The 21,271-nt window shown below is 39.4% G+C and carries 26 protein-coding genes and 1 pseudogene; 2 read left to right on the forward strand and 25 right to left on the reverse strand.

Translation table 11 applies throughout. The features are described 5' to 3' along the window. Window positions 1-30 precede the first annotated feature (30 nt). The 14 genes from IEW26_RS04425 to IEW26_RS04490 all read right to left on the reverse strand — a co-directional run bounded on the left by IEW26_RS04425 (window position 31) and on the right by IEW26_RS04490 (window position 7,306). Window positions 31-249 (reverse strand): hypothetical protein, encoded by a 219-nt coding sequence (locus tag IEW26_RS04425; protein ID WP_188591387.1) that lies wholly within the window; start codon window positions 247-249, stop codon window positions 31-33. 42 nt (window positions 250-291) lie between these two features. Beyond that, window positions 292-750, reverse strand: coding sequence for a hypothetical protein (locus tag IEW26_RS04430; RefSeq protein WP_188591388.1), 459 nt, complete (start codon window positions 748-750; stop codon window positions 292-294). A gap of 389 nt (window positions 751-1,139) precedes the next feature. Then, a complete protein-coding gene (locus IEW26_RS04435; RefSeq protein WP_188591389.1) occupies window positions 1,140-1,427 on the reverse strand; it encodes a hypothetical protein in 288 nt (95 codons plus the stop codon). Window positions 1,428-1,568: 141 nt separating this feature from the next. Beyond that, on the reverse strand, window positions 1,569-1,832 hold the full coding sequence (locus tag IEW26_RS04440; protein ID WP_188591390.1) for a hypothetical protein: 264 nt from the start codon (window positions 1,830-1,832) through the stop codon (window positions 1,569-1,571). A 64-nt stretch (window positions 1,833-1,896) separates the two neighbouring features. Beyond that, window positions 1,897-2,205: a nucleotidyltransferase domain-containing protein gene (locus IEW26_RS04445; RefSeq protein WP_188591391.1), complete on the reverse strand. Its 309-nt coding sequence runs from the start codon at window positions 2,203-2,205 to the stop codon at window positions 1,897-1,899. Window positions 2,206-2,237: 32 nt separating this feature from the next. Beyond that, window positions 2,238-2,456, reverse strand: a complete 219-nt coding sequence (locus IEW26_RS04450; RefSeq protein WP_188591392.1) for a hypothetical protein — start codon at window positions 2,454-2,456, stop codon at window positions 2,238-2,240. 56 nt (window positions 2,457-2,512) lie between these two features. Then, entirely contained in the window at window positions 2,513-2,992 is a 480-nt protein-coding gene (locus IEW26_RS04455; protein ID WP_188591393.1) for a hypothetical protein, read from the reverse strand. Between the two features lie 132 nt (window positions 2,993-3,124). Continuing rightward, window positions 3,125-3,676, reverse strand: coding sequence for a hypothetical protein (locus IEW26_RS04460; protein WP_188591394.1), 552 nt, complete (start codon window positions 3,674-3,676; stop codon window positions 3,125-3,127). A 37-nt stretch (window positions 3,677-3,713) separates the two neighbouring features. Then, complete coding sequence (locus IEW26_RS04465; protein ID WP_188591395.1) at window positions 3,714-4,004, reverse strand: tetratricopeptide repeat protein; 291 nt, start codon at window positions 4,002-4,004, stop codon at window positions 3,714-3,716. Between the two features lie 61 nt (window positions 4,005-4,065). Further along, window positions 4,066-4,353: a hypothetical protein gene (locus IEW26_RS04470; RefSeq protein ID WP_188591396.1), complete on the reverse strand. Its 288-nt coding sequence runs from the start codon at window positions 4,351-4,353 to the stop codon at window positions 4,066-4,068. 221 nt (window positions 4,354-4,574) lie between these two features. Continuing rightward, entirely contained in the window at window positions 4,575-5,153 is a 579-nt protein-coding gene (locus IEW26_RS04475; RefSeq protein WP_188591397.1) for a hypothetical protein, read from the reverse strand. An 816-nt stretch (window positions 5,154-5,969) separates the two neighbouring features. Next, on the reverse strand, window positions 5,970-6,254 hold the full coding sequence (locus IEW26_RS04480) for a hypothetical protein (protein ID WP_188591398.1): 285 nt from the start codon (window positions 6,252-6,254) through the stop codon (window positions 5,970-5,972). A 16-nt stretch (window positions 6,255-6,270) separates the two neighbouring features. Then, entirely contained in the window at window positions 6,271-6,606 is a 336-nt protein-coding gene (locus IEW26_RS04485; RefSeq protein WP_188591399.1) for a hypothetical protein, read from the reverse strand. Window positions 6,607-6,838: 232 nt separating this feature from the next. Continuing rightward, window positions 6,839-7,306 (reverse strand): hypothetical protein, encoded by a 468-nt coding sequence (locus tag IEW26_RS04490; RefSeq protein ID WP_188591400.1) that lies wholly within the window; start codon window positions 7,304-7,306, stop codon window positions 6,839-6,841. 187 nt (window positions 7,307-7,493) lie between these two features. On the opposite strand from IEW26_RS04490, the gene IEW26_RS04495 reads away from it, so the two are divergent. Next, on the forward strand, window positions 7,494-7,769 hold the full coding sequence (locus IEW26_RS04495; RefSeq protein ID WP_188591401.1) for a helix-turn-helix domain-containing protein: 276 nt from the start codon (window positions 7,494-7,496) through the stop codon (window positions 7,767-7,769). Window positions 7,770-7,915: 146 nt separating this feature from the next. On the opposite strand, the gene IEW26_RS04500 is transcribed toward IEW26_RS04495, so the two are convergent. The 7 genes and pseudogenes from IEW26_RS04500 to IEW26_RS04530 all read right to left on the reverse strand — a co-directional run. Beyond that, window positions 7,916-8,101 (reverse strand): hypothetical protein, encoded by a 186-nt coding sequence (locus IEW26_RS04500; RefSeq protein ID WP_188591402.1) that lies wholly within the window; start codon window positions 8,099-8,101, stop codon window positions 7,916-7,918. A 203-nt stretch (window positions 8,102-8,304) separates the two neighbouring features. Beyond that, window positions 8,305-9,495, reverse strand: a complete 1,191-nt coding sequence (locus IEW26_RS04505; protein ID WP_188591403.1) for an IS701 family transposase — start codon at window positions 9,493-9,495, stop codon at window positions 8,305-8,307. 136 nt (window positions 9,496-9,631) lie between these two features. Next, entirely contained in the window at window positions 9,632-10,336 is a 705-nt protein-coding gene (locus IEW26_RS04510) for a hypothetical protein (protein ID WP_188591404.1), read from the reverse strand. A gap of 151 nt (window positions 10,337-10,487) precedes the next feature. Then, window positions 10,488-11,510 carry a phage lytic cycle repressor MrpR family protein gene (locus tag IEW26_RS04515; RefSeq protein WP_188591405.1) on the reverse strand — a complete coding sequence of 341 codons (1,023 nt, stop codon included), beginning with the start codon at window positions 11,508-11,510 and terminating at the stop codon, window positions 10,488-10,490. A gap of 2 nt (window positions 11,511-11,512) precedes the next feature. Beyond that, window positions 11,513-12,838 carry a DNA sulfur modification protein DndB gene (locus IEW26_RS04520; RefSeq protein WP_188591406.1) on the reverse strand — a complete coding sequence of 442 codons (1,326 nt, stop codon included), beginning with the start codon at window positions 12,836-12,838 and terminating at the stop codon, window positions 11,513-11,515. 263 nt (window positions 12,839-13,101) lie between these two features. Further along, complete coding sequence (locus IEW26_RS04525; protein ID WP_188591407.1) at window positions 13,102-13,302, reverse strand: hypothetical protein; 201 nt, start codon at window positions 13,300-13,302, stop codon at window positions 13,102-13,104. A gap of 261 nt (window positions 13,303-13,563) precedes the next feature. Then, a pseudogene (locus IEW26_RS04530) lies at window positions 13,564-13,764 on the reverse strand (RNA polymerase subunit sigma-70); the annotation flags it as partial. A 344-nt stretch (window positions 13,765-14,108) separates the two neighbouring features. Here IEW26_RS04530 and IEW26_RS04535 point away from each other — a divergent pair. Beyond that, complete coding sequence (locus tag IEW26_RS04535) at window positions 14,109-16,856, forward strand: discoidin domain-containing protein (RefSeq protein ID WP_188591408.1); 2,748 nt, start codon at window positions 14,109-14,111, stop codon at window positions 16,854-16,856. Window positions 16,857-16,928: 72 nt separating this feature from the next. Here the strand turns inward: IEW26_RS04535 and IEW26_RS04540 are convergent, their stop codons facing one another. The 4 genes from IEW26_RS04540 to IEW26_RS04555 all read right to left on the reverse strand — a co-directional run bounded on the left by IEW26_RS04540 (window position 16,929) and on the right by IEW26_RS04555 (window position 20,946). After that, complete coding sequence (locus IEW26_RS04540; protein WP_111268316.1) at window positions 16,929-17,114, reverse strand: hypothetical protein; 186 nt, start codon at window positions 17,112-17,114, stop codon at window positions 16,929-16,931. Between the two features lie 207 nt (window positions 17,115-17,321). Then, the gene (locus IEW26_RS04545) at window positions 17,322-18,269 is read right to left on the reverse strand and encodes an alpha/beta hydrolase (RefSeq protein ID WP_188591409.1); all 948 of its coding nucleotides are present in this window, start codon (window positions 18,267-18,269) and stop codon (window positions 17,322-17,324) included. A 402-nt stretch (window positions 18,270-18,671) separates the two neighbouring features. Further along, complete coding sequence (locus tag IEW26_RS04550) at window positions 18,672-19,955, reverse strand: MFS transporter (RefSeq protein WP_229729647.1); 1,284 nt, start codon at window positions 19,953-19,955, stop codon at window positions 18,672-18,674. 43 nt (window positions 19,956-19,998) lie between these two features. After that, window positions 19,999-20,946 (reverse strand): ADP-ribosylglycohydrolase family protein, encoded by a 948-nt coding sequence (locus IEW26_RS04555; RefSeq protein ID WP_188591410.1) that lies wholly within the window; start codon window positions 20,944-20,946, stop codon window positions 19,999-20,001. Window positions 20,947-21,271: the final 325 nt, after the last annotated feature.

Here is a 21,271-nt window from a genome sequence, read left to right on the forward strand (position 1 = left end):
TGATTTCGTTATTTGTTAAATCCAGAAGGGTTATTCAAAACGGCTCCTTGGCACCCTCACTTCTCCTTTTTCACTATTCCAACCAAGAGTAAATACAGTGCTTTGGTGACGCTCCACAGGATGTCCATAATCGGTCGTATGGATATTAAGAAGTATCCAGCCTTCACTTAGGTACATATTTGCTTTTTCTACAGATTCAATCTCTGTTAAGGAAACGATTTTTTCCAAATCTCTATGATCTTTCTTCACTTCTACCACTCCATTTTAGATTAATATAATAAAACAGTCTTTCTACTTATAATAATTTGAGAATTGTATTGCCCTTAAGAGCAAAAAACTTTCAGGCACAGCTTCTTTCATTGGATTTTTTCCATCCAAGTGACCGTTAATCTCTTTAATGAATTCTGGGACAGTTTTGTGGACTATTCCTGCACCAAAATCAATTTTAGTTTTGGTAAAACCTACTACAGCAATTTGAATTAAGTTTGTTGCAGATGTATTCAATATCTTATTATAGTCATTTAATGTTAGATTGAACTTCCTTGCAAATTTGACTTTTCTATCGGCTATTGTTTGAGCATCTGTTGAAGTTTCAATGTGAGTAAGAGAATTGGTTAATGTATCAAATGCTAAGACATCAATCTCACCATCATATCCCCCATTAGTTCTCTTATTGAACTTGATATTTGTTCGTACGAAGTTCCCTCTGTAGGTGTAATACTCACTCGCTAATTGCTCTAAAAAGTTCATACAGACGCATCTCCTATTTAAATGAAATAGTTACTTCAGAAAATCAATTTAAGAATTTATACCAACTGGCCGAGTCACCCTCAATAATGTTAAAAATGTCTAGGGATGTCCATTTCTCCCCCTCATGATCAACAAAAATACAACTACCAGTATACTCGTCAACAGACAAAACAGTAAGATAGACTATTCTATAGCTAATACCTGTTTCACTTCGACGAGAAAATAGCCCCCTCGCTTCAATTAGCTGATTTATCCTTAAGTCGCTGAGTTCCTTAACGTCAACTATACGCTTTTCATTCACTATGTAACACCTCATTTTTTTAATGAAATAACCCATTTAGACATCTAGAATTAGTAATCTACAATTTATTTTTCCCTATTCAAAGCTTTCATTTCAACTCGCTGTCGTATGCATTTGCAAAAGTAATTCCTACAACCTGAACTTGATTATAACTCTTAAACTCTGCACGAGACTCAATTAATCCGTTCACCACATTTGCTGCTCGTTGTGCCAGTTCATCTTTTGCCAGCTTCTCATCAGAAATAATTCTCACGTTCCTGTTTATGTACTCCTCCATGCTATCCTGATTAGCATACAAATTAACCAGAACTGTATATGAGTATCGAGCATTCTTGCTTTGTTCTTTAACATTTTCAGGCATCGGATAATATTTCAAAACTCTTTAACCTCACTTTCTGTGAAATGTAAGTTTCATTCAAAAAACACATTGTCCAAATCAATTAAATAATCCACACTATAGCCTGTTTCTGGTCCTTCAGTCCACATATGATGACCCTTTGGGAAATATTTCATTTCATTAGTCTAACAATCTAGCCATTGTTTCTAAATCTCTTTTTCTTATTTCCCTCTCTAGAACACTGACATTGTCGTTTAAATTATATATCATTTTCTCAATTTCTTCGGAATCCTCGTCACTACCTGGAGTGACTTTAAATTTACCATTACCATAAGATATATCTGCCCAATAACCTTCTTTAAATTCGATTCTAAATTTTAGATTTTCACCCTCCGTTTTCTTGTTAGTAATGTCGACAATATTGAATTTATATTCGATTTCCATTGTATATCACCTCAAACTCTATAATAGGTATTATCCATTATGAAAATCCATTTTCTTAATCTGATTAAGTCAACTTAAACCCTTTAGAAATTGCATCAGAGTATTTCTCCCCGATAGCAACTTCAGAGTAGTCAGATAGATGTATAGGCCTGTTAAAGTATTTCTTCAATTCTTGGACAAGAGCATTAAATTTAACTATGTCAATTGCACCTGTGTTCTCATCTTTCTTTAAAGTCGCGAGGAAATCAATATCACTGTCATCTCGCTCTTTCCTTTGTGAAACTGAGCCAAAAATTAAAACATCTTCTGCCTCATAAATTCTAAAAATCTTCAAAATCTCTTCTTTATTCAATATAATATCATCTAGCAACATCAGATTCCCTCCGGGTGAACCTCAAATTTTATTTAGTATGCGTTTCCTCTAAATTCCCATGATTCAATATCATCAGTATTAATAATTTCGTTATATTCTGATTCGTGATTAAGTACTATAATTTGTTGGTTTGAACGATTTAAGATTCTTGAAATCATATCTTTAGAATCTTGACCTTTCCATTCATCATCAAATACCTCGCCTCTTGCTATAACTTTGCCTGTATTCATTTTTATCATTACAGTCATCATGTTATTTAGTCTCCTTATAAGGATTTAATCATGAATTAAGACAATTTTAATGATACTCACTTTTTATTAAATATTTTAGTAATTCTTTGCGACTTGAATCCCTCATATTTCGGTTCGTACAAGCAGTGCATAATTGATTCTATTAGGTTGAGCGTAAAAATACCAAGAGACCCATTAACCTCAACATCTATTCTATCTACATTCTTTTTAATCCAGTCTCCCACCGTATCATCGTTCAACTCATAAATTTTCATCACAGGGTCAAACAATATGGATTTTGCTAAATTACTACCAGTTCGCGATGGATGATAGTGTTGACTAAAAAATCTAGGTTGGCTATTGCTTCCCGCCTTACCTATTTTCAAAAACTCGCCTTTATATTGAAAAGTATAAACATAAGCATTACCTTCAACAAAAGAGAGGTGATGTGGATTGCCCCTATTGATAACTTTGATATCTTCATCAGATGGATAAATGTTAACATCATTCAAAATCTTATAGAGTAGAGGTTTAATACCACTCAGGTCATTATTCATTGGGGGCCTCCATTTTATTGTTTACCTTTAATTTTCTGCTCCATTGGGGACAGTAAAAAATCAACCGATATATAAATATCTTTCCACTTTAAGTATTAATATCAAACTACTCTTTCACTTGACTAGTGCCAGTTAAATCATTTTCTGACTTTCTAAGAAATGTTTCAATCTGTGCTTCCATTCAATATAAGCACTGTCTAGTATCTCAGTCTCTTCTGATTCGCTTACTTTTTTATTTATGGCAAAGATTCTATCCGTTGGCATGTTGGCAGCCTTCCCCCAGTAAGGTTTAGGATCTAGTCTCATTGGAACAGCAGGATTTTCAATCATTGTGTCAACATTTCCGTCTATGATGTATTCTTCAAATTCAACCCAACTATGCTCCCAAGTAAATTTCACTTCATTATTTGAATATTTCGCATCTCCAATGCAAACATCTGCCTCATGTCCCAACAAGTTTAGAGCATATCTAACTAAGCAAGCAAAGTATATACACATATCAGATCTTCCACCATATGCTTGATCTACCAAAGCAGCAGAAATATCAATAACTTTCTTACGATCCTCAGGATTTAAAAATTCACCATTTGTAATAAGTTTATCCGAAGGGAAGGGTCTGTTTCTTTCTATCTTTTGTTTTCGAATATTCTCGAAAATTTGCAATGGGTTCTTATGCTCTGACAAGTTAACTCTCCCCTTTTAGCATATTTAAGTGAAAGACTCATGTTATATTCTCATTTGCTTTTTCTAATTGCTTTCTGAACTTATCTAGTTTTGACTGTTTATCTCCTCTGTCTTTATAGATTGCATTTTCGAAAATATAAACTGCTCTTTCCAGAACTCGTTTAACATCAGCATATCGATTCATTTTGTTGTATATAATGCATAAACGATCGTATGGAAAGTTTCCTTCAAAACCCTCATTAACATTTGCCTCATACAGCTCAATAGCTTTATCAAGCTGACCTTCTTTTTCGTAACCCTTACCTAACAGATTCCTTGCAACCTGCATTTCAAAGAGTTCTTAATCAGTAATCAATTAAGACACCTCTTGGTAATATTGTTTTATCTAATCATTTAAAATGATGTAAATCTTCAAGCTCAACATAGCCTACGATTCCAGTTTCATCAAACTTTATTTTAGCTTTCAATGGATTATTTAACTTATCTACTTTAAAACCTACTAATGTACCTACTTTGTCTCGATGTCTGAGTTTGTTTGGATTATCAGGAACAACTTTATAAATTCCTCCGTATTCCAATGTTACTTTGCGAACTAATTCACCCTTATGTAGAGCCTTAATAGTACATTTAAGTGGCTTACCCGATTCCTCTGAATAAGATTTAATGTCATACAGCATTATCATTCACCCTTTTAATGAAAGTATTATTTCACTAAGAATAACTTCGCAATTTAAATTGAATTATCAGTAGATAATACGCTGGTCCCTATCAATACAGTTACTTCGCTACCACAATTATACACCAACAAGTGTCCATCCACCTATGTTTTATGAAGCAAAATGTCACCTTATATATTAATAGAAAGAGACTCATCCACCTGGACAAGTCTATCAGCTTACTACCTACTCTCAATCAACCTTATCTCTTTCTCTACCTCTTCCAATAGTGGTTTAGCTGCGGCAATGATGTATTGGACGGATTCATCAATTATAGGCTCTATTTCCTCATTTACAAACTCGTCTGATAGTTTTTTATATTTAGCCATGTTGTGTAATCCAATCATATTTTTACTCAAGTCTAAAATTGCTGTTTGAATTGGTGCGAACTGCATAGGGATCGTGTCAATAGCTGTGTTTAATGATTCATATCCTCTTAAATATTCCCATAATCCATTCAACATAGCTTTATGTTCGTTCACGTTAAACAGTGGACTGTTAACAATCAACTTTCCTGTTAAAGATTCTTTGGTGTAATACTTATTCTTTGCATTATAATGTGTAATTACAGTTTTCAATTCGTGTCTTAGCATATGTAACAACTTGATACGCTGATTCCGTTCATCTTCTAGCTCCTTTTCTTTCGCCTTCTTCATCGTTACCCTAACACTCAACAATACGGCAAAAATAGGTACAGCAACGCCTGTAAACAATGTCATTGGTACTCCGCTATCCCATACAGACTTTATCCATTCTGCCATCCTTTCACTCCTTATGCATGATAGGAATATAATACCACCTAACATGCTCAAAAGGAGTATTTGAGTATTGGATATCGAGATTTACGATACCCAAATTGAGATGTAACAAATCGAGACTTCCGAAAACTCAAAATGGTAAGTCACCTGTGAGATAATAATTGACTCGCATTTCATGAGTGAGTTTTCGGTTTCGGTTAATAATCTAAATAAACACATAGGATCACATGTTCGAGAAATTGTATATGATCGTTGTCGACCATATCTACCACCAAAGTTACCGTGTCAATTCAGGTTCAAGCTGAACCCGACCTCTTTTTAACTTTGAAGTTAGAAAGTGATTATTTCCGTTCTCAGATTAACGATGTGACTTCAACCCAAACGTCTTATACAATCCTCGTTGGACAAAATTTTCGCGCGAGAAAAATGTTCTTCTCTCAGTGAAGGTAAGTTATTCGTTTCAAACGAAATAGTACCGTAGCCCTTCAGAGGAGATTGTTGACTCTAGGACAGACTGTCCTAGAGACCATTCCGAGGAATATCTCGTTATGTTTTACGCAATGTTAAACAATTGTTATAGGATATGTGACTCACGCCAATTTTCGGTCATTATTAGAGACTTGTATTCAAGTTGGACATAACGCCCAATCAAGGAGGATGGAATTTCAACTCACCTTAAACAGTTCCCCTCAGTTTGGGGCTTCAGGTCAAACTTACGAGTAATATAGTCATGAATCAATGTGGGCATTTTGTCCTTATTGAGACCACGAATATATAATGTAAAAAAGGACAACACCCATTTGTGTCATCCCCATACATCTATTCAACTTGTCTTGTTATCTCCTGATCCATTAATCGTTTCTGTTTCCTGATCAGTGCGAGTTCCTTTCTAATCTTCATCCTACGTTCAATTGTGATATCTAATCGTGATCCCTCTTTAACCAAGTCATTATATAAACTTTCCAATTCAGTTGTGATGGTATTCGTCTGTCTTAGATTTCTCATCTTCTTCTGATACTTCACTTTCCCCACTGCGCGATATGGTGGAATATCCGTAGTACTCAAACTCATGATCTCATCAAATAAGGATCCGTCAGATATCATTTTATGTTCCTCCTTCCTACACGGATGGAGCCATGATATCAAACATTTCCGAATACAATGTCTCCAGGGCAAAGGATTGCGGTTTATGATTAATTCTGATTTTAGCATCCATAACTTTCATTAGTATTGTCCATTGTGGCTGCGACTGCCTTGCACGATCCAGTAATGCTAATGTGAGCAAAGCACATGATGAAGGGGATTTAAAGAATACATCTATGACTTCTCGTTGCATCTGATATTTATTAAGCGTCCAGTATGATTGCTCCTGCTCAGATAACCTGTAATACTCTTCTTCGTAACGCTTGTAACGATAATCTTTAATCAAACCCTTAATGTATAGTATAGGATTCATGGTTCATCTCCTCTGATTTCAATTGCTTTTTAAGTACCCACAGGTGGGAATGAAAGAGTCATTTCATCAAATGTGGTATAATCGTGTAGTATCATTCATATATATTGCTCTTTCTTCATCTGGGGAGATGGTATTTACAGAGAGAGCAATATATATGATATTTAAACCATTGTTAAATGAATTCACAAAAATATTATGTTGCTTGTTCCATCACATTCTCTATTTAATATCATTAAACAAGTTGCATTACTGCACGTTCAAAACGGATATTCTTATCAAACTTTTTTGCAGTAATCAGATCATTTACGTTAACTCCCCATTGTTTCATACGTTCTACTTCGTGAGGCACAATACTTTCCTTGAAGTAGACACGCAATGCTTGCAATGGATTGAGTAAGTACATATCCAAGAAAGAATCATCAGATATTGAATTGAGTGCAAGTTGCTCTTTTCTTATGTCATATAACACAAGATTAGTTGCACTACTGTTACCATAGCGTTCATTATTTGCAGGGTGATCAATTACACGTTGGATAAAGTCAGTGATCAACTCAGGCGTTGTAAGGATTGCCTTCATATTAGCAATAAGGACGATTGCTGTTGAACTGATTTCAAGAGTAGCGATTGCAGATTCAATAGTTGTCATAGTGTTGATCCCCTTTACTTGTGTAGTTGTGGATGATTTGATAATCAGTGTCATTATGTATTAACTCCTTTTGGTTTGGATTGCGTTGTGCTTCACTCGATACTCTCATTCTATATCGAATTTCATTAAATGTAAATAGTTTAACTAAATTAATTTATCGTTTTTAGATATACTATATATAATAAGAAATGCGTGTTACAATACTGACTATAGTACTACAACTACACAATGAGGTGTTAAAGTGTCCAAGATCGACATTAATCTAAATTCCATCCTTGAAGAATTGAATATAAGTAAGAACAAACTTGCTGTTGAAGCTAAGTTAAGACCCAACCTAATTACTGAAATGTCAGAAGGTAAAACAAAGGCAATTAAGCTTGAAACACTTCAGAGACTTCTTGATACTCTAAACACCATTTCTAAAGATGTTTATGGTAAAGATAGTAAAGTTTATGGTGTGTCTGATTTGATTAAATACACCCCCAACATTATAAGAGTTCACAGTGGCAAAGATTAATTACTCAATCTTTCTCAGTATTAAATAGCATAATCAGCAAAATGAAAAACAGCGAGAACACACTCCCGCTGTTTCTTTTTGTCTATTGGGTAAAATTAATCTTTCTTAAAAAATAAAGAGATGCATCTGCATCTCAGTTGAACTTTCTATTGATTTTTATCGGGCCAATCCGAACCATAACCTATTTTGCCACAATCCGCACAGATAAAGTCCCCTGTAGAAGCACCTTTAAAGTATTCTTTAATAAGGCGTGAGTGAAAACATGGTTTATCCCCATTTTTTTCAGAAAGTCTCCTGCTGACTTCATCGGAGTCGTCTGCTTGAATATTCATAGAAATCACCCCACATATTTAATTATATTTAAATTCTACATTCTTAAAATGAGTTTTGCAAGGAACCCATTCTCTTTGTTTTACTACTTAATTACTCTAGAAATTGAAAATATAAATCAGAATTTCATTAAGAGTTAACTTACGTACTGTACTTGCCCATAATCGCTTCAAATATTTGTAAGTTAAAAAAACTGACAGTATCCCTATGCGACTCTGAGCCGTGTTTTAATTTGCTCTAATGTCGCTCCGCGCTGAGCTTGGTTGTAGATAAATTCAATCATGTCATGCTTTTTCTGAATACGGTAGCGATGTAACCCATCGATCAGGTTTCCCCGGCTACGATACGCACAACACAACGCGGCAAACATAAGCAGTGTCAAATACCGATCTATGGCCTGAGCCGAACGAACCTGGTAACGATCCATGGCTAGCTGAACTTTGGCTGTGCGAAAATAGGTTTCAATCGCCCAACGTTTGCTGTAATAGCTCAATATTTCTTCATTATTCAGGGAAACATCTGTACGTAGAAAAGCTTTCATCTGCTTGGGATCAAAGCCTTCTCCCTCAGTCCAACACAGGAGCAAAACGGCGTTTTCGACCAAGTTAAGCTTACCTTCATAACGATATACTCGGTAAGTGGAGGAGCCGATGGTCACCAGATCGGTATCCGTTTTTGAGATGTATGAAGCAAAGCTTTGGAGCGATTGCCGGATGCCTTGCGGATAAAAAATGCGGTTTGTTTTCAAGCCACTAATGACATGAAAGCCGCGCTCCGCACAGGTTTGAAGTATCGAAGCAGATGGATACCACGAATCCATCAGGACATAGGTTTGGCAGGAAGAAAGAGGGACAGCCCGAATCATGTCACCAGCCAGTTCAATTTTACTTTTTCCTTGCGGATCGTAACGCGCTGTGGCAAAAGGAAATACATGATCCCCTGAGCGAAGCAGCGTTTGAACCACAGCGTGCCCGTAAACATGTCGCCGCTGGAGGTGAGAATATTGAAAAGAAGCCCCTTGAATCGGGTGTGTGGCCTGTGACGAAGGCTTGGTTTTTTCACACACGGTATCATCGAGAATAACAAACATGGGGCTACGTTCTCGCCGAGCGAACGCCTGAATTTGCTGAAAAGCGGCACGTTGAACGATGTGTTCCAGATAAGAAGCCTCCCAGTTTCCGTGAGTTAAGAAATGACTCAGCGTCCGGCGATCCCGCTCTTGCAAGCTTTCCCGGTGAATATCCGTCAACGTTCCTGTATATCCAGTTGAAAGCATCCCATCCACAAAATGTTTGATGTGGTGAAGTGCAGGTTTGGAGAAATAAAACGGAAGTTTCCACTCATTCCAACGATTGTTCCAATAGTTTTGTTGTGATAAAGTAGACGTATGAGACATATCTTGTTCTCCTCTGCGTGGGGTGGTTGGTGGTACTTCTATTTTACGCAGGGAGTCAAGTGTGTCTCTATTTACATTTCATGGAACTAATTTTGAGCAAGTACAGTTACGTACTTATCAATAATTCTTCTAAGCATTATTTATTTAATGTGAAAAATTCATCAATATATTTAATATATGTATCAATCACATCAAAACAAAAATTCTTTAATAAGAAAAACTTTTGTGCATCTGCATCAGTTAATTTAATTATTGGTGAAAGATGTACATTCTTTTCTCCTAACACTTCATTTATAACTTCCATAAGTGAGTACTCTATTGTAGGATCTGGAGATATTATAGAGATTAATTCGGCTCTCTTACTCTCTTCCTCCCATATATTACCGTCATTATGCACAATACAATTCCTAATTTTATTTAAATCTAAAATCCGATCTCTATTTGCCCCTGTAGGTAAAACTGCTCCAGCTTCCTCTTTCATGAATAACTCAAATCTTTCAAGGAGAGACAAGTGTGTATTCTTATTTCGATTATAAGTTACATTCTTTTGTTCAGAAATATAACCAACAATTTCATACAAGCATTTTTCAAATGTCGAACAGATAGTAATAAATAAAGAAGAACGAGAAATATGTGGAAATATATTTAAAATTTCAACGTTTTTGATAATGGGTTTAATATACTCTCTTTCTTCTTTTCCATTAATAAGAAGTGTTCCCGTTTGAATTTCAACAATATCAGCATTCGAAATAAAGCCTTCTGTTGTTTTAGCATATGAATCTAATTTCATTAATGCATACTTTAAATGCTCAAGGCTAGAAAAATTGATTTTTAAACTCATAAAACAACCACCTTAATGTTTATTTTAATTGTAGCATTTAGATTACAATATATGCTTGTTTTAGATAAAGTTCAACTTTTAAGTCAATTGGTCAATGTTACGTCCAAAATAGAAAACACAAAAAGGTTGACGCAATGTCAACCCCAATAGGCTACCCTATACCGTATATCAAACCTAAATTGTCCATATTCAGAAAGCCAACTTTATATCTTGAATAGGCGTACGAACCATCGGGTTGCCTACCTACGTTATAATGCTCACAGATCTTATAGTATTCTTCTCTCTCTAGTTTTCCATGCTTGATATACAAATCTCTTGCCATTTTAAGCATTCCACTATTCCTAATGTTTGTGACAGTTAGTTGTGGCAAGTTGTACCACTCAGCAATTTTAGTCAACCTAGACTGGACAAGATACTTTGTCGTTGGCTCATCAAGACTTTGCTTAATTTTCGAGCTTACAGCAGATCTGACTATATAATCATTATCAATCAATTCGTTTGAATCAATTTTGATGTTCGATTTAAGAACACCATTATTTTTAATGTATCTCTCTTCTTGATTTGCAATCCTAAGAATATTGTATAGGTAGTCTGATACCGCTATATCCCTGATTTCTCTACCCTTACGACCATCATTGAAGAGCATTATTTTATATCTTATTTCGTCATTTTCTCGTATTTGAGTAATATGCTCCATCTTCATATTAAGCAGCTCACTATTTTCTTTGCCCATGATACCTTCAAATATAGCCTGTACTATAGCTTTATCCTGAAAGTTTAAACATCCATCAACAACATTTCCTATATCTTCTTCGCTGAAGAGTGTAGGATTGCTGTCATCTAAAAACTGAATATAAAGTCTATTTCCTTTTACAGCATCAAGCGGATTTATATTGTCCTTACGTAAATCCTGCTCAATAGCCCAACGAATATAATTCTGAATGATGCTCACTGTGCTTCTGACAGTAGCAAGTTTAGTGGACTGCAATAGGAGCAATACTTGTTTGATTTCATTTAAATTAAAATCATATAAGTCCATTTCTAACCGTTCTTCGATAGCCGATGCTCTACGAAGTACTCTAGAATATGCTTCTTTTGTATTCTCATTCTGTCTTTGCAGGAATCGCTCTTTCTGCGACTCGTTGTATAGATGATCATCATATATCTTATTCACTGTTATTCCCCTCTGAGCTTAGATTCAAAGTGATTAATTATTTGATTACGGATACGTTTGTTTCCTGTGAGTGATTTCTTGGCATTTAGAAGTATCTCAAGTTCTTTATAGTCAGAAATAATACAGTTCACATATTGTTCTATCTGATCTAATCCTATATCAAGATCTTTCATGAACTTAGATAAAACAATGTATCCTATAAACATCAATGGATGGCTCATAATTGGAGTTTTACGCTTATCAGCGTCAATTGAAAACTCTTCTGGATAACTTCCAACCAAATAAGTAAAGAAATCATTGAGATAATTTGAAGTTTTAATTACGTCTAATTGTCTGTCGAAATGATACATGCGGTCAATTGAGAAACTCATGATATCAAAAGTAGTCAACTCACCAGCCAAATCATTTACTGTCGTTGCTGAAGCAATCTGCTTTCCAATTTCTGATTTCCTCTGGAGAATGGCAACCACCTTGTCCGACATTCTTTCCTGTGCAAGCTCATCTCTTCTTTCCTTCTTCAATACGTTAATTGTATTGATCTGACCAAAATACTTTTGAGCTGTCTCATGGTCATATGACCTAATAGAAAGTATCATGTCTAAATCTAAATTAGGATTCATCTGTAAAGCTGCTATAGCACCCTTTAAGCGGTGGAAACCATCGAGTATAGATATAACTGCCCCATCGTTAATAGTTAGCGTTCTAGAGTCCTCATAGTACGCCACAGGATCAACTTCTGTCGAGAATACATTAAGTGTAATCATATCTTCAAAGTAGTGATTAGCAGCCATTTTAGATGCAATCCTCTTAACACTCGCCTTATTGACAATTGGTGTTTTGACGACTCCTTCAGACTGGTTAACTGCATATTTAGCACCACGTTGAGTTTCGTAATCGTACACAATTAATTGACTCTCAGACATCCTCACTAAATCTGTAATAGCAATTTTAGTTATGTAGCTGTCATATTTAAGCATGGTAGTGTCTGAAAATGAAATAGGTAATTCCATTCTTTTCTGAAGTATAGATTTAAGGTTATCCTGAGCATCTCTTATCTCACGTTTACCGAAAAGTTGGTTTGGATCTAATTGCTCCTTACCTGTCACATTAAATAAAGCTTGGCATACACCGTACAATATTGAAGCATCAATTTGTGTAATGTATTGTGAAACATACTCTGCTTTTTTCAATAGTGAGTCGATTACTTCTACAGAAATATTCAGTTCAATAAGCTGATATTTAAATTGATACTTTAGTTTCTTCGAATCGCTTATTTCTTCAAGTTGTGTAATGATTAATTTCTCAATTTCTGATCTGTCTATTTTCATATGCATGAACTCCTTCCATACATATAATATGGTATCACAATTAAACTAAAATAACATGGTTAAGTAAAATTTTGCGATTCAATTGATGACACTGTTTCAATGAACATTACACTTCCGAAATTCGGAACTCGTTCTTAAAGTTAGGGTGTCATCAAGTGACACCCAGAGACACGATTATATAGAGCTAGGAGTGGCTGTGTTTGATTTTTAGGAGCTAGATGAACAATTATAAGGCAAATAAAAAACAGCCGTGTGAGGGCTGCCTAGAAGTTTATTGTTGGTATCTGTGGTTTAAGCGGTGCAAGAACTGATGCTATAAAGCCTGATAAATGTTCAAATGAGTATCCAATAAGATCGCCCACACCTTGATAGCTATAGTCTGTCTTGTAAGCAATGTAAAATAAGATAAGAAATGCAGAACCGCCGAAAAGAATAAGCTTGTCCTTTAAAGATAATGATCCCATGTAAAAACTCCCCTTATTATATAGGAATACTATACCATGTAACTATAGTATGTTTGCAAATCACAAGTATTTAAACTTACGATTTAATAATCGCTCTTATTACATATAGAGTTTAGTCCTACACTATATGTACAGTGGATGTTTTCTTAATTGCTTTTCGTGTTTTATTTGATCCCCTAACCAACTTTTCGAGAGTCAATTTCCCTTTAAGAATAAGAGTTGCTCCATCTTCAATCTTACCTTGTTTTGCGTGTACATCATCTTGACGATATGCGCCACCAGGCGCAGATTGTGTTCAATAAGCAGATTGCGCGAATGGGCATTGCCTTCTGCCATAAGGCGCAGATGTTTGGCTTCGTCATCCTCAGCAAGCGGCTGGGGAAACGCATTGTTTTTGACATACGAGACAAGTAACGTTAACTCTTTAATGAACAGGGCAATTGCGGTAAACAATCCGGGCACAGATGACACCTCCTGCAGTTTTACAACGATCTGGCCTGAGCACACAAGGGAACAGGGTCGATCTATTGTATGTGGGCAGGGGCCCATAAGTGCACGTACCATTGAAAAACACATGAGCTTTATGAGGCCCTCGTATTAGCGGAAAATACGAACGGATTCTCTCTCTCGATCTTTTGTTCGATTACTGTAAATAAATGTTGTTAAATTGATTTTTTTACCTTATTATAGTCTCGAAAGGAGGAAATATATTCCATTTACAAAGAGGTAAGACGCCTCATTTTTACCATGCTTTCTTGCACTCTTGTTTATCTGCAAACTACTTTATTTTCTGGGAGGAAAATAGTATGCACAACCTGTACGCCTCATTCAAGAAGTCCTGGGTTTCTATTTTAGTTCTCTCTCTCTTGCTTCCTATGCTCACAGGAATTTGGCCCTCACATGTTTATAGTGCATCTAACAACGAATCAACAATAACAATAACAGCAGATAATGAATTCACTTTATATGTTAACGGAAAAACGATTGGCACGGGGAACGATTGGACCAAAGCGTATACCTTCCAGGTACCGATCCAGTCAGGGAATAACGTTGTTGCAGTCAAAGCGACGGATTGGGGCAGCTACGCCGGGTTCCTCGCTGATCTCCGTTATATGGAAGACAGTATCGTCACGGATATGAACTGGAAAGTGTCTGAACACTATGCGAGCGGCTGGGAAGATTCCAAATTTGATGATTCTGCCTGGTCCAGAGCCAGCGACTTTGGCCGATATGGCGCATCGCCATGGAATCAGATCGCAGGTATGCCAGACGACACGAGCGCACACTGGATCTGGGCTGGCAATAGTAATATAAACACACCAAGCACTGAGGTCTATTTCCGAATTTCGTTTAATGTTAGCGAAGATGGCGCATCCATTATTAATCCTTTTCAATCCTCAGGACAGTTCGAACAAGTCGAGTACCAGCTCAAGCCTAACCTTCCTATGCCCTCGGTCATCTCGCAAAAATTGCCTGTAGTTGATAACGTTTTTGAAAATGTTGAAGAGAAGGGCAGCCTGCTGCTTACGTCCAACGAGGCGGAGCCATTAGCCTCCAGTCTGTCTCCAGGGCAAATTTTCCTTGATGAACATGCGGCTCGTGCGATCAAAATAACCAGTGCCAGCCGCAGCTCGGATGGAACATTAATTGAATACACCACACCAGGCGTTGAGGAACTGTTCGATCATTACGACATCCCCGAGCAGGAAGTTTCTTTGGAGGAACGCAACATCGTCATACCCGATCCGGATATGGTGCTGGATGAACCGGGGCTGATTCAGACAACAGAAGCTGACACGTTAGCCGTTGAATCGGAGCAAGCCGACTCTACATCGATTAAGCAAATTCAGATCGACTCCTCTGTCACCGGTTCAACCGAAAACGCAACCGAAAATTTTGACGAGTTCCAAAGTGAGTCTTTGTCTTCGCAAACGAAAACGGCTTCAGATGATGCCGAGGCCATTCAATTGAACGAGATCACGCAAGGGACAGCAAGCAATGATTTTGCCAACTGCCGCAAATCCGGGAATGAATTCATCTGTGATTTCAAGAAAGTGCTCGTGAACCAGCAAAATGCAAACGGCAACAAGGTCTTTGTCGAAGCAGGCGGCAAGCTCACATTAATCACACCTAAAATTACAGGTAAATACAAAGCTTTAGGCAATTATGACCTTAAATTCACAGCAGGTGAGAAAGCCAATATTTATCTAAAAGGCGAAGCCAAATTCAAGAAAGAAGTTAAAGTTCCCATCATGGGATTCAATGTCGAAGCAGGCAAGCTGGGCTCGGTTTCTGTCGGGGTATTCCTCGTCATCGGTGTTGACGGGAACGTTACATTTGAATTTCAGGTCGATCAAGGCTACACCGTTACGGCGGGTGTCAAGGGAAAAACAGTTGCATTTATCCCGATCCAGATCAAGCCATACAGCAGTGTGGATCGATATCTGACGGTCACACACAAGATCGAAGGACAGATTACAGCATGGGCAGGCGCCAAAGCTGAAGTGGGCCTGAAGCTCGTTGGCAAAAAGATACTGGAGCTGAGTGTTTTTGCGGGCATTGAGGGAACGGGCAAATGGACAAGCAGCAACGATGTACCAAGCACCATGTCACTAACCATCGATGCACTTGTAAAGGGGGAAGGGGCTGTACTGAATAAATCCTTCAAGCTGTTTGAACTGCGATGGAATCTGGTCAAACTGGTGAAGAATCCTTCAACCAATCCTGGCATAGGAACCAATCTGGCACGGAATGCATCCATAACCGTAGATTCAACCTTCCCGGGCTACTCGGCTTCCCGGATCAACGACGGTGACCGTAACACATCTCTTGGCGAGAGCTACAGCTGGGCCAATAATCGAAATACACCCTTGCCTCAATATGTCGTTGTAGATATGCAGACAGCTCAAACGATTAACCGCATTGATCTGTACACTTCCCAAGGCTATGCGCTTGCGGATTACGACCTGCAATATTGGAATGGCTCAACCTGGGTGAATCTGGTTCAGATTACAGGTAATCAGGAGCTGATGCGTTCCCATACATTTAATGCTGTAGACACAACCAAGGTTCGTGTTGTTGCTCGCAAAGGGCCAAGTCACCAGCCGGGTTATGTTCGGATTAATGAGCTCGAAATCTATGGCAGCCCTAACCTTGCACGCACGGCAACCATAACAGCAGACTCCACCTTCAGCGGATACTCTACAGCCAGAATCAACGATGGTGATCGCAGTACAGCTCTCGGCGGTGCTTCCAGTTGGGCAAACAATGCCAACACTGCTTTACCACAGAACGTAACCCTCGATCTTGGGCAGAGCAAACAGGTAAGTAAAGTTGATCTGTACACAAGTCAAGGTTATGTAATGTCTGATTATGATGTGGAATACTGGAACGGTTCAAGCTGGGTATCACTTGTGAAGATCACAAACAACACCAACGTATACCGCTCACATAGCTTTAGTCCGATCAACACTTCCAAAATAAAAATTGTGTGCAAAAAAGGGCCTTCGCATCAAGCCGGATATGTCCGAATCAATGAACTCGAAATATACTAAGTTGAGCTAATCAATCAAACATCCTCCGGGGGAACCGCCAGAACATGTGCGGCGGCGTACCCCGGAGGATTGTTATGTCGGCAATTGCACGGTAATAATCGACCCGACTCGCTGCAAGAGCACAAACTCCTTCTCAACACTTTCAACAAAGTATTTTTTCTCCCCCAGCAAAATGACATCATTTTCAGCCAACGGCACCTCACTTTTGAAATAGATTACATTGTCTGTTTCACGGAAAGCGCCCCTGTAATATATCATCTCATCCCTCTCTTTCTTCCCACCGCTATGTACTCTTTATTCTATATTATAATATCTCTCCTCCTTATTTGAATCTGCTTCAAATTGCTGTATAACACAAAAGCCTCAGATTCTGTATCACACAGAACTGAGGCTGCTGCTCATCCGACTCACTTCAACACTGAACGTGGTCTATGGATGATTCCTTTTGGATGGAATAAAGTGTACTTATTTGAAAATACGTTGAGAGAATTGATACAATCCGCTATTCCAAACTTTCGGCTCATGTCCGCCTACATCTTGATACCAGATGTGTGGAACGTTCATACTGCTGAGACCATTTTTAAAGTTCTGGCTTACCCACAACAGACCATCACTTCCTCCGCAGGAAATCCAGAGCAATTTCAGTTTGCTGGCTGCCTGTCCAGGATTCGTGATCAATTGGTTCACAGGCTTCGTATTTGGTGCTGCCGAGAAGGCACCCACATAAGCGAACGTATCCAGATTCTTCAATCCAAAATTGAGAGATTGTCCGCCACCCATGGACAGACCGGCAAGCGCACGATTGTTCTTATCCTTGTACACCGGATAATTAGCTTCGATATGAGGGATGAGGTCCTTGAGCAGATCCTGCTCGAACCGTTCAAACGCGGCGACCTTATCCGGTGCATAAATGTCACCTATCGGGCGATCATCCTTCATCGCACGGCCATTCGGCATAACCACGATCATATCGGACAGCTTGCCTTCTGAATACAGGTTGTCCAGAATGTTCTTCGGTTTCATCGCATTAACCCATTCGTACTCGTCCCCGCCAATACCATGCAGGAGGTACAGAACACTATACTTTTTGTTTGGTGTATAACCAGGCGGCGTGTACACCATTGCCTTTCTTGCATTGCCAACAGTCGTGGAATAATACGTAATCAGATTTGTGTTGCCATGCGGAATGTTGTTCCGATATCCATCATACCCGGGTGGTGCAGGCACAACCGGAGTGTTGGCCAGCGCATTCTGACCTGTAATATCTGCAGTGTTTACTGCACCCTGATCAACCGTGGCTTGGATCGCAGCCGGGGCTGTACCTTCACTTGTTTCAGCTGCCGATGCCATCGTTGGAACGAGAAGTGCAGCTGTGATCGAAAGACTTAAAATACGGGACAGACGTTTATTCATCAATATCATTCTCCTTTAACATTGGATTTCAAAACGTGCACTCACCTTGCAGTGCAGCTATTTAGCTGCACCCCTACTTGAAAGCCCTTACAATATAAAGTGAAGTTCCTCCCTTCCGCAAATAATCGCACCTCTGTCTGCCTTTTTTCACAAACGCAAAAACAGACATCCTCCAATCAAATTTTACAAAGAATTCCATTTACCACTCCATTATATCACCGATCTTGTTATGTACATCAACCAAATACTTAAAAAACCATACCTCTTACTTTGAAAAATATACCTATTTTTTAAGAAAACGAATATATGCCTATGCGTCTCATTCTCTTTACATAAGCTGAACAACAAAGCCTCCGTTTCCCGTTTCAAGAGAAAACAGAGGCCTTGTCCAGTACTTTGACTTCAGTACACCGATGCCTGATGCATAACATCTGCACCTTCAGGTGAAGCTTTCCTGTCATGCATCAGCAGACTGAATAACAAACCGACCAGACCAAGTGCGGCAATCACCGCGGCATAGAGCGGAACCGAGATTAGCCCCGTGTGTGTTATAGCAAAACCACCGATATAAGCACCAGCGGCATTCCCTAGGTTAAACGCAGAGTGGCTTGATGTTGTTGCCAGCAAAGGTGCCTCGCGGGTCATATTCATAATGCGGATCTGGAGTCCAGGCATAATGCCAAAGGCTGCAACGCCCCAGAGGAAAATGGTTATGACCGCCAGAACCGGATGGTGCAGTGTCAGTGTTAATACTGCCAGCAGAACTGCCAGAATAGCAAAGTTAACGATAAGCGAAGGCATGAGCTTCCAGTCTGCCAGACGACCGCCGACCATATTGCCCAGCGTAACACCGAAGCCAAACAGCACCAGAATCCAGGTTACACTTTGCTCGGCAAAACCGCTAATATCCACCAGCAGCGGTGTAATATAGGTAAACACTGCAAATAAACTGCCGCAGCCCATCGCCCCGATGAGCAGCACAAGTAATACCTGCGGCCGGATCAGATTACGAAATTGCTGTCCCAGATTGGCAGGCGGCCCTTGAGGAATGACCGGAATAAATCGAATAATACCCAGCAGTGAAATAATGCCCAGGATGGTGATCGCTCCAAAGGAAGATCTCCAGCCAAGCTGTTGACCGATAAATGTACCAAATGGCACACCAATAATATTGGCAATGGTCAGGCCTGCAAGCACAACCGACACAGCGCCAGCCCTTCGATCTGGTGTAACCAGCTTTGTAGCCAGAATTGAACCTACACCAAGAAATGTACCATGGGCAAATGCCGTCAGAATACGTGCAGATATCAGCAGTCCGTAAGTAGGTGCTATGACAGACAATGCGTTACCAAGGATGAAAATACACATCAACAGCACCAGCAGTTTTTTCTGTGGAATTTTGTGAGTGAACACGGTCAGAATCGGCGCACCCACAGCTACGCCCAGCGCATAACCGGTAATAAGCTGCCCGGCTTGTGGAATACTTACGTTCAGGTCTGCCGCCACATTGGGGAGCAAACCCATAATGATAAACTCCGTCATGCCAATGGCAAATGCTCCGATTGTCAAGCATAACAGCGATAAAGGAAATGTCCTCTTTTTACCCGATCCAGAGGCAGATGATCGTCCTGTGTCTTCTTGCGGCTCTTCCGCAGAAGCATGGAGTGAATGTTTTGTCTTGCTCATGATGATTTCTCTTCTCCCGTCTTTCTGATAACTATTATTTTCTCTATTTATTTATCTGCGCATCTTCGCCGTGTGCTTTCAACCATAATGCTTCGTTTAAACGTTCGAAATCCTCTTTCATCGCCAGCTTGTCCTGCCAGTGTGCCGGAATACCACTTTGCCCGTAATACGCTCCTGCGATCTGTCCATATACAGCGCCGGTTGTATCCGCGTCATCTCCCAGATTCACTGCGAGCAATGCCCCGTCCGCAAAGCTGGATGACTTATAAAATGCCCACAATGCAGCTTCCAGAGAACGAACCACATAACCACTACCCTGAATTTCGGGCGGTTCTTTGCGCTGATAAGATCCCGAGACCACTTCTTCGATCCCAGGTGAAAAAGACATACCCGGCTCCGTCCGCCAACGCTTCATCATCTCAGGGGACAACATGGTTGCCTTGTCTGCTCCGCGAAGCCCGGCTACGACAATCGCCGCGAGCGCTTCACAGGCTTCTACACTCTCGAGCGCAGCATGTGTCGTTCGAGAGCTGAGTCCGGCGTAGCGAACAGCCTCTGCGGGTTGATGAGCATAAGCCATCGCCACTGGTGCAAGCCGCATAATGGAACCATTGCCCGCTGTCATTGGATCGCTTGAACCGCTATAAGGTTCACCGGTTCGTACAAAACGATCCAAGGCACTTCGTGTCGCCCCGCCAATATCAAAGCATTCTCCCGTACTGCTCATATAACCAACTTTGTACCAGTTCGTATACCGGCGCATCTGATCAGCCGCATTGAAGCCCTGCTGACGGATCAAGCTTTCCGCCAAACACAGAGCCATGGACGTATCGTCAGTCCACTGCCCTGCTTCCAGGCCAAACACGCCACCGCCTATCATATCCGTAACGGGCTCGAAGGTCCCTGGGGCACTGAATTCAACCGTAGTTCCCAGTGCATCCCCCACTGCAAGCCCGATGAGACATCCGTCAAAACGATCCTTGTTAAGCATAGTGTAGTGCTCCTCCTCTTTATTTGTTTTACTTTACATGCTTGCGGCCCGACAAGCAGATGCATTTCTTCTATTATAAACGTGTCGAAAGCTGTTGAACGGTCAATCTCATTTATTTTCATAAAAAAATTTATTTTTTTTGATGCTGAAAAATCCGTTTATTCAGTATAACGCTTACATGCTTAACGCTTAACGGTTTGCAAAGCCATCAATTTACTGAAAACAAATCATTTCTATGAAAATTTTCAATGTAAATAATCATGACATGCTTGACCCTGAACTTTGTCCTATGTTACGGTTTTATTAGCTTCACCGCATATTTTTT

The organism is Paenibacillus silvae, assembly GCF_014639235.1.
GTDB lineage: Bacteria > Bacillota > Bacilli > Paenibacillales > Paenibacillaceae > Paenibacillus > Paenibacillus silvae.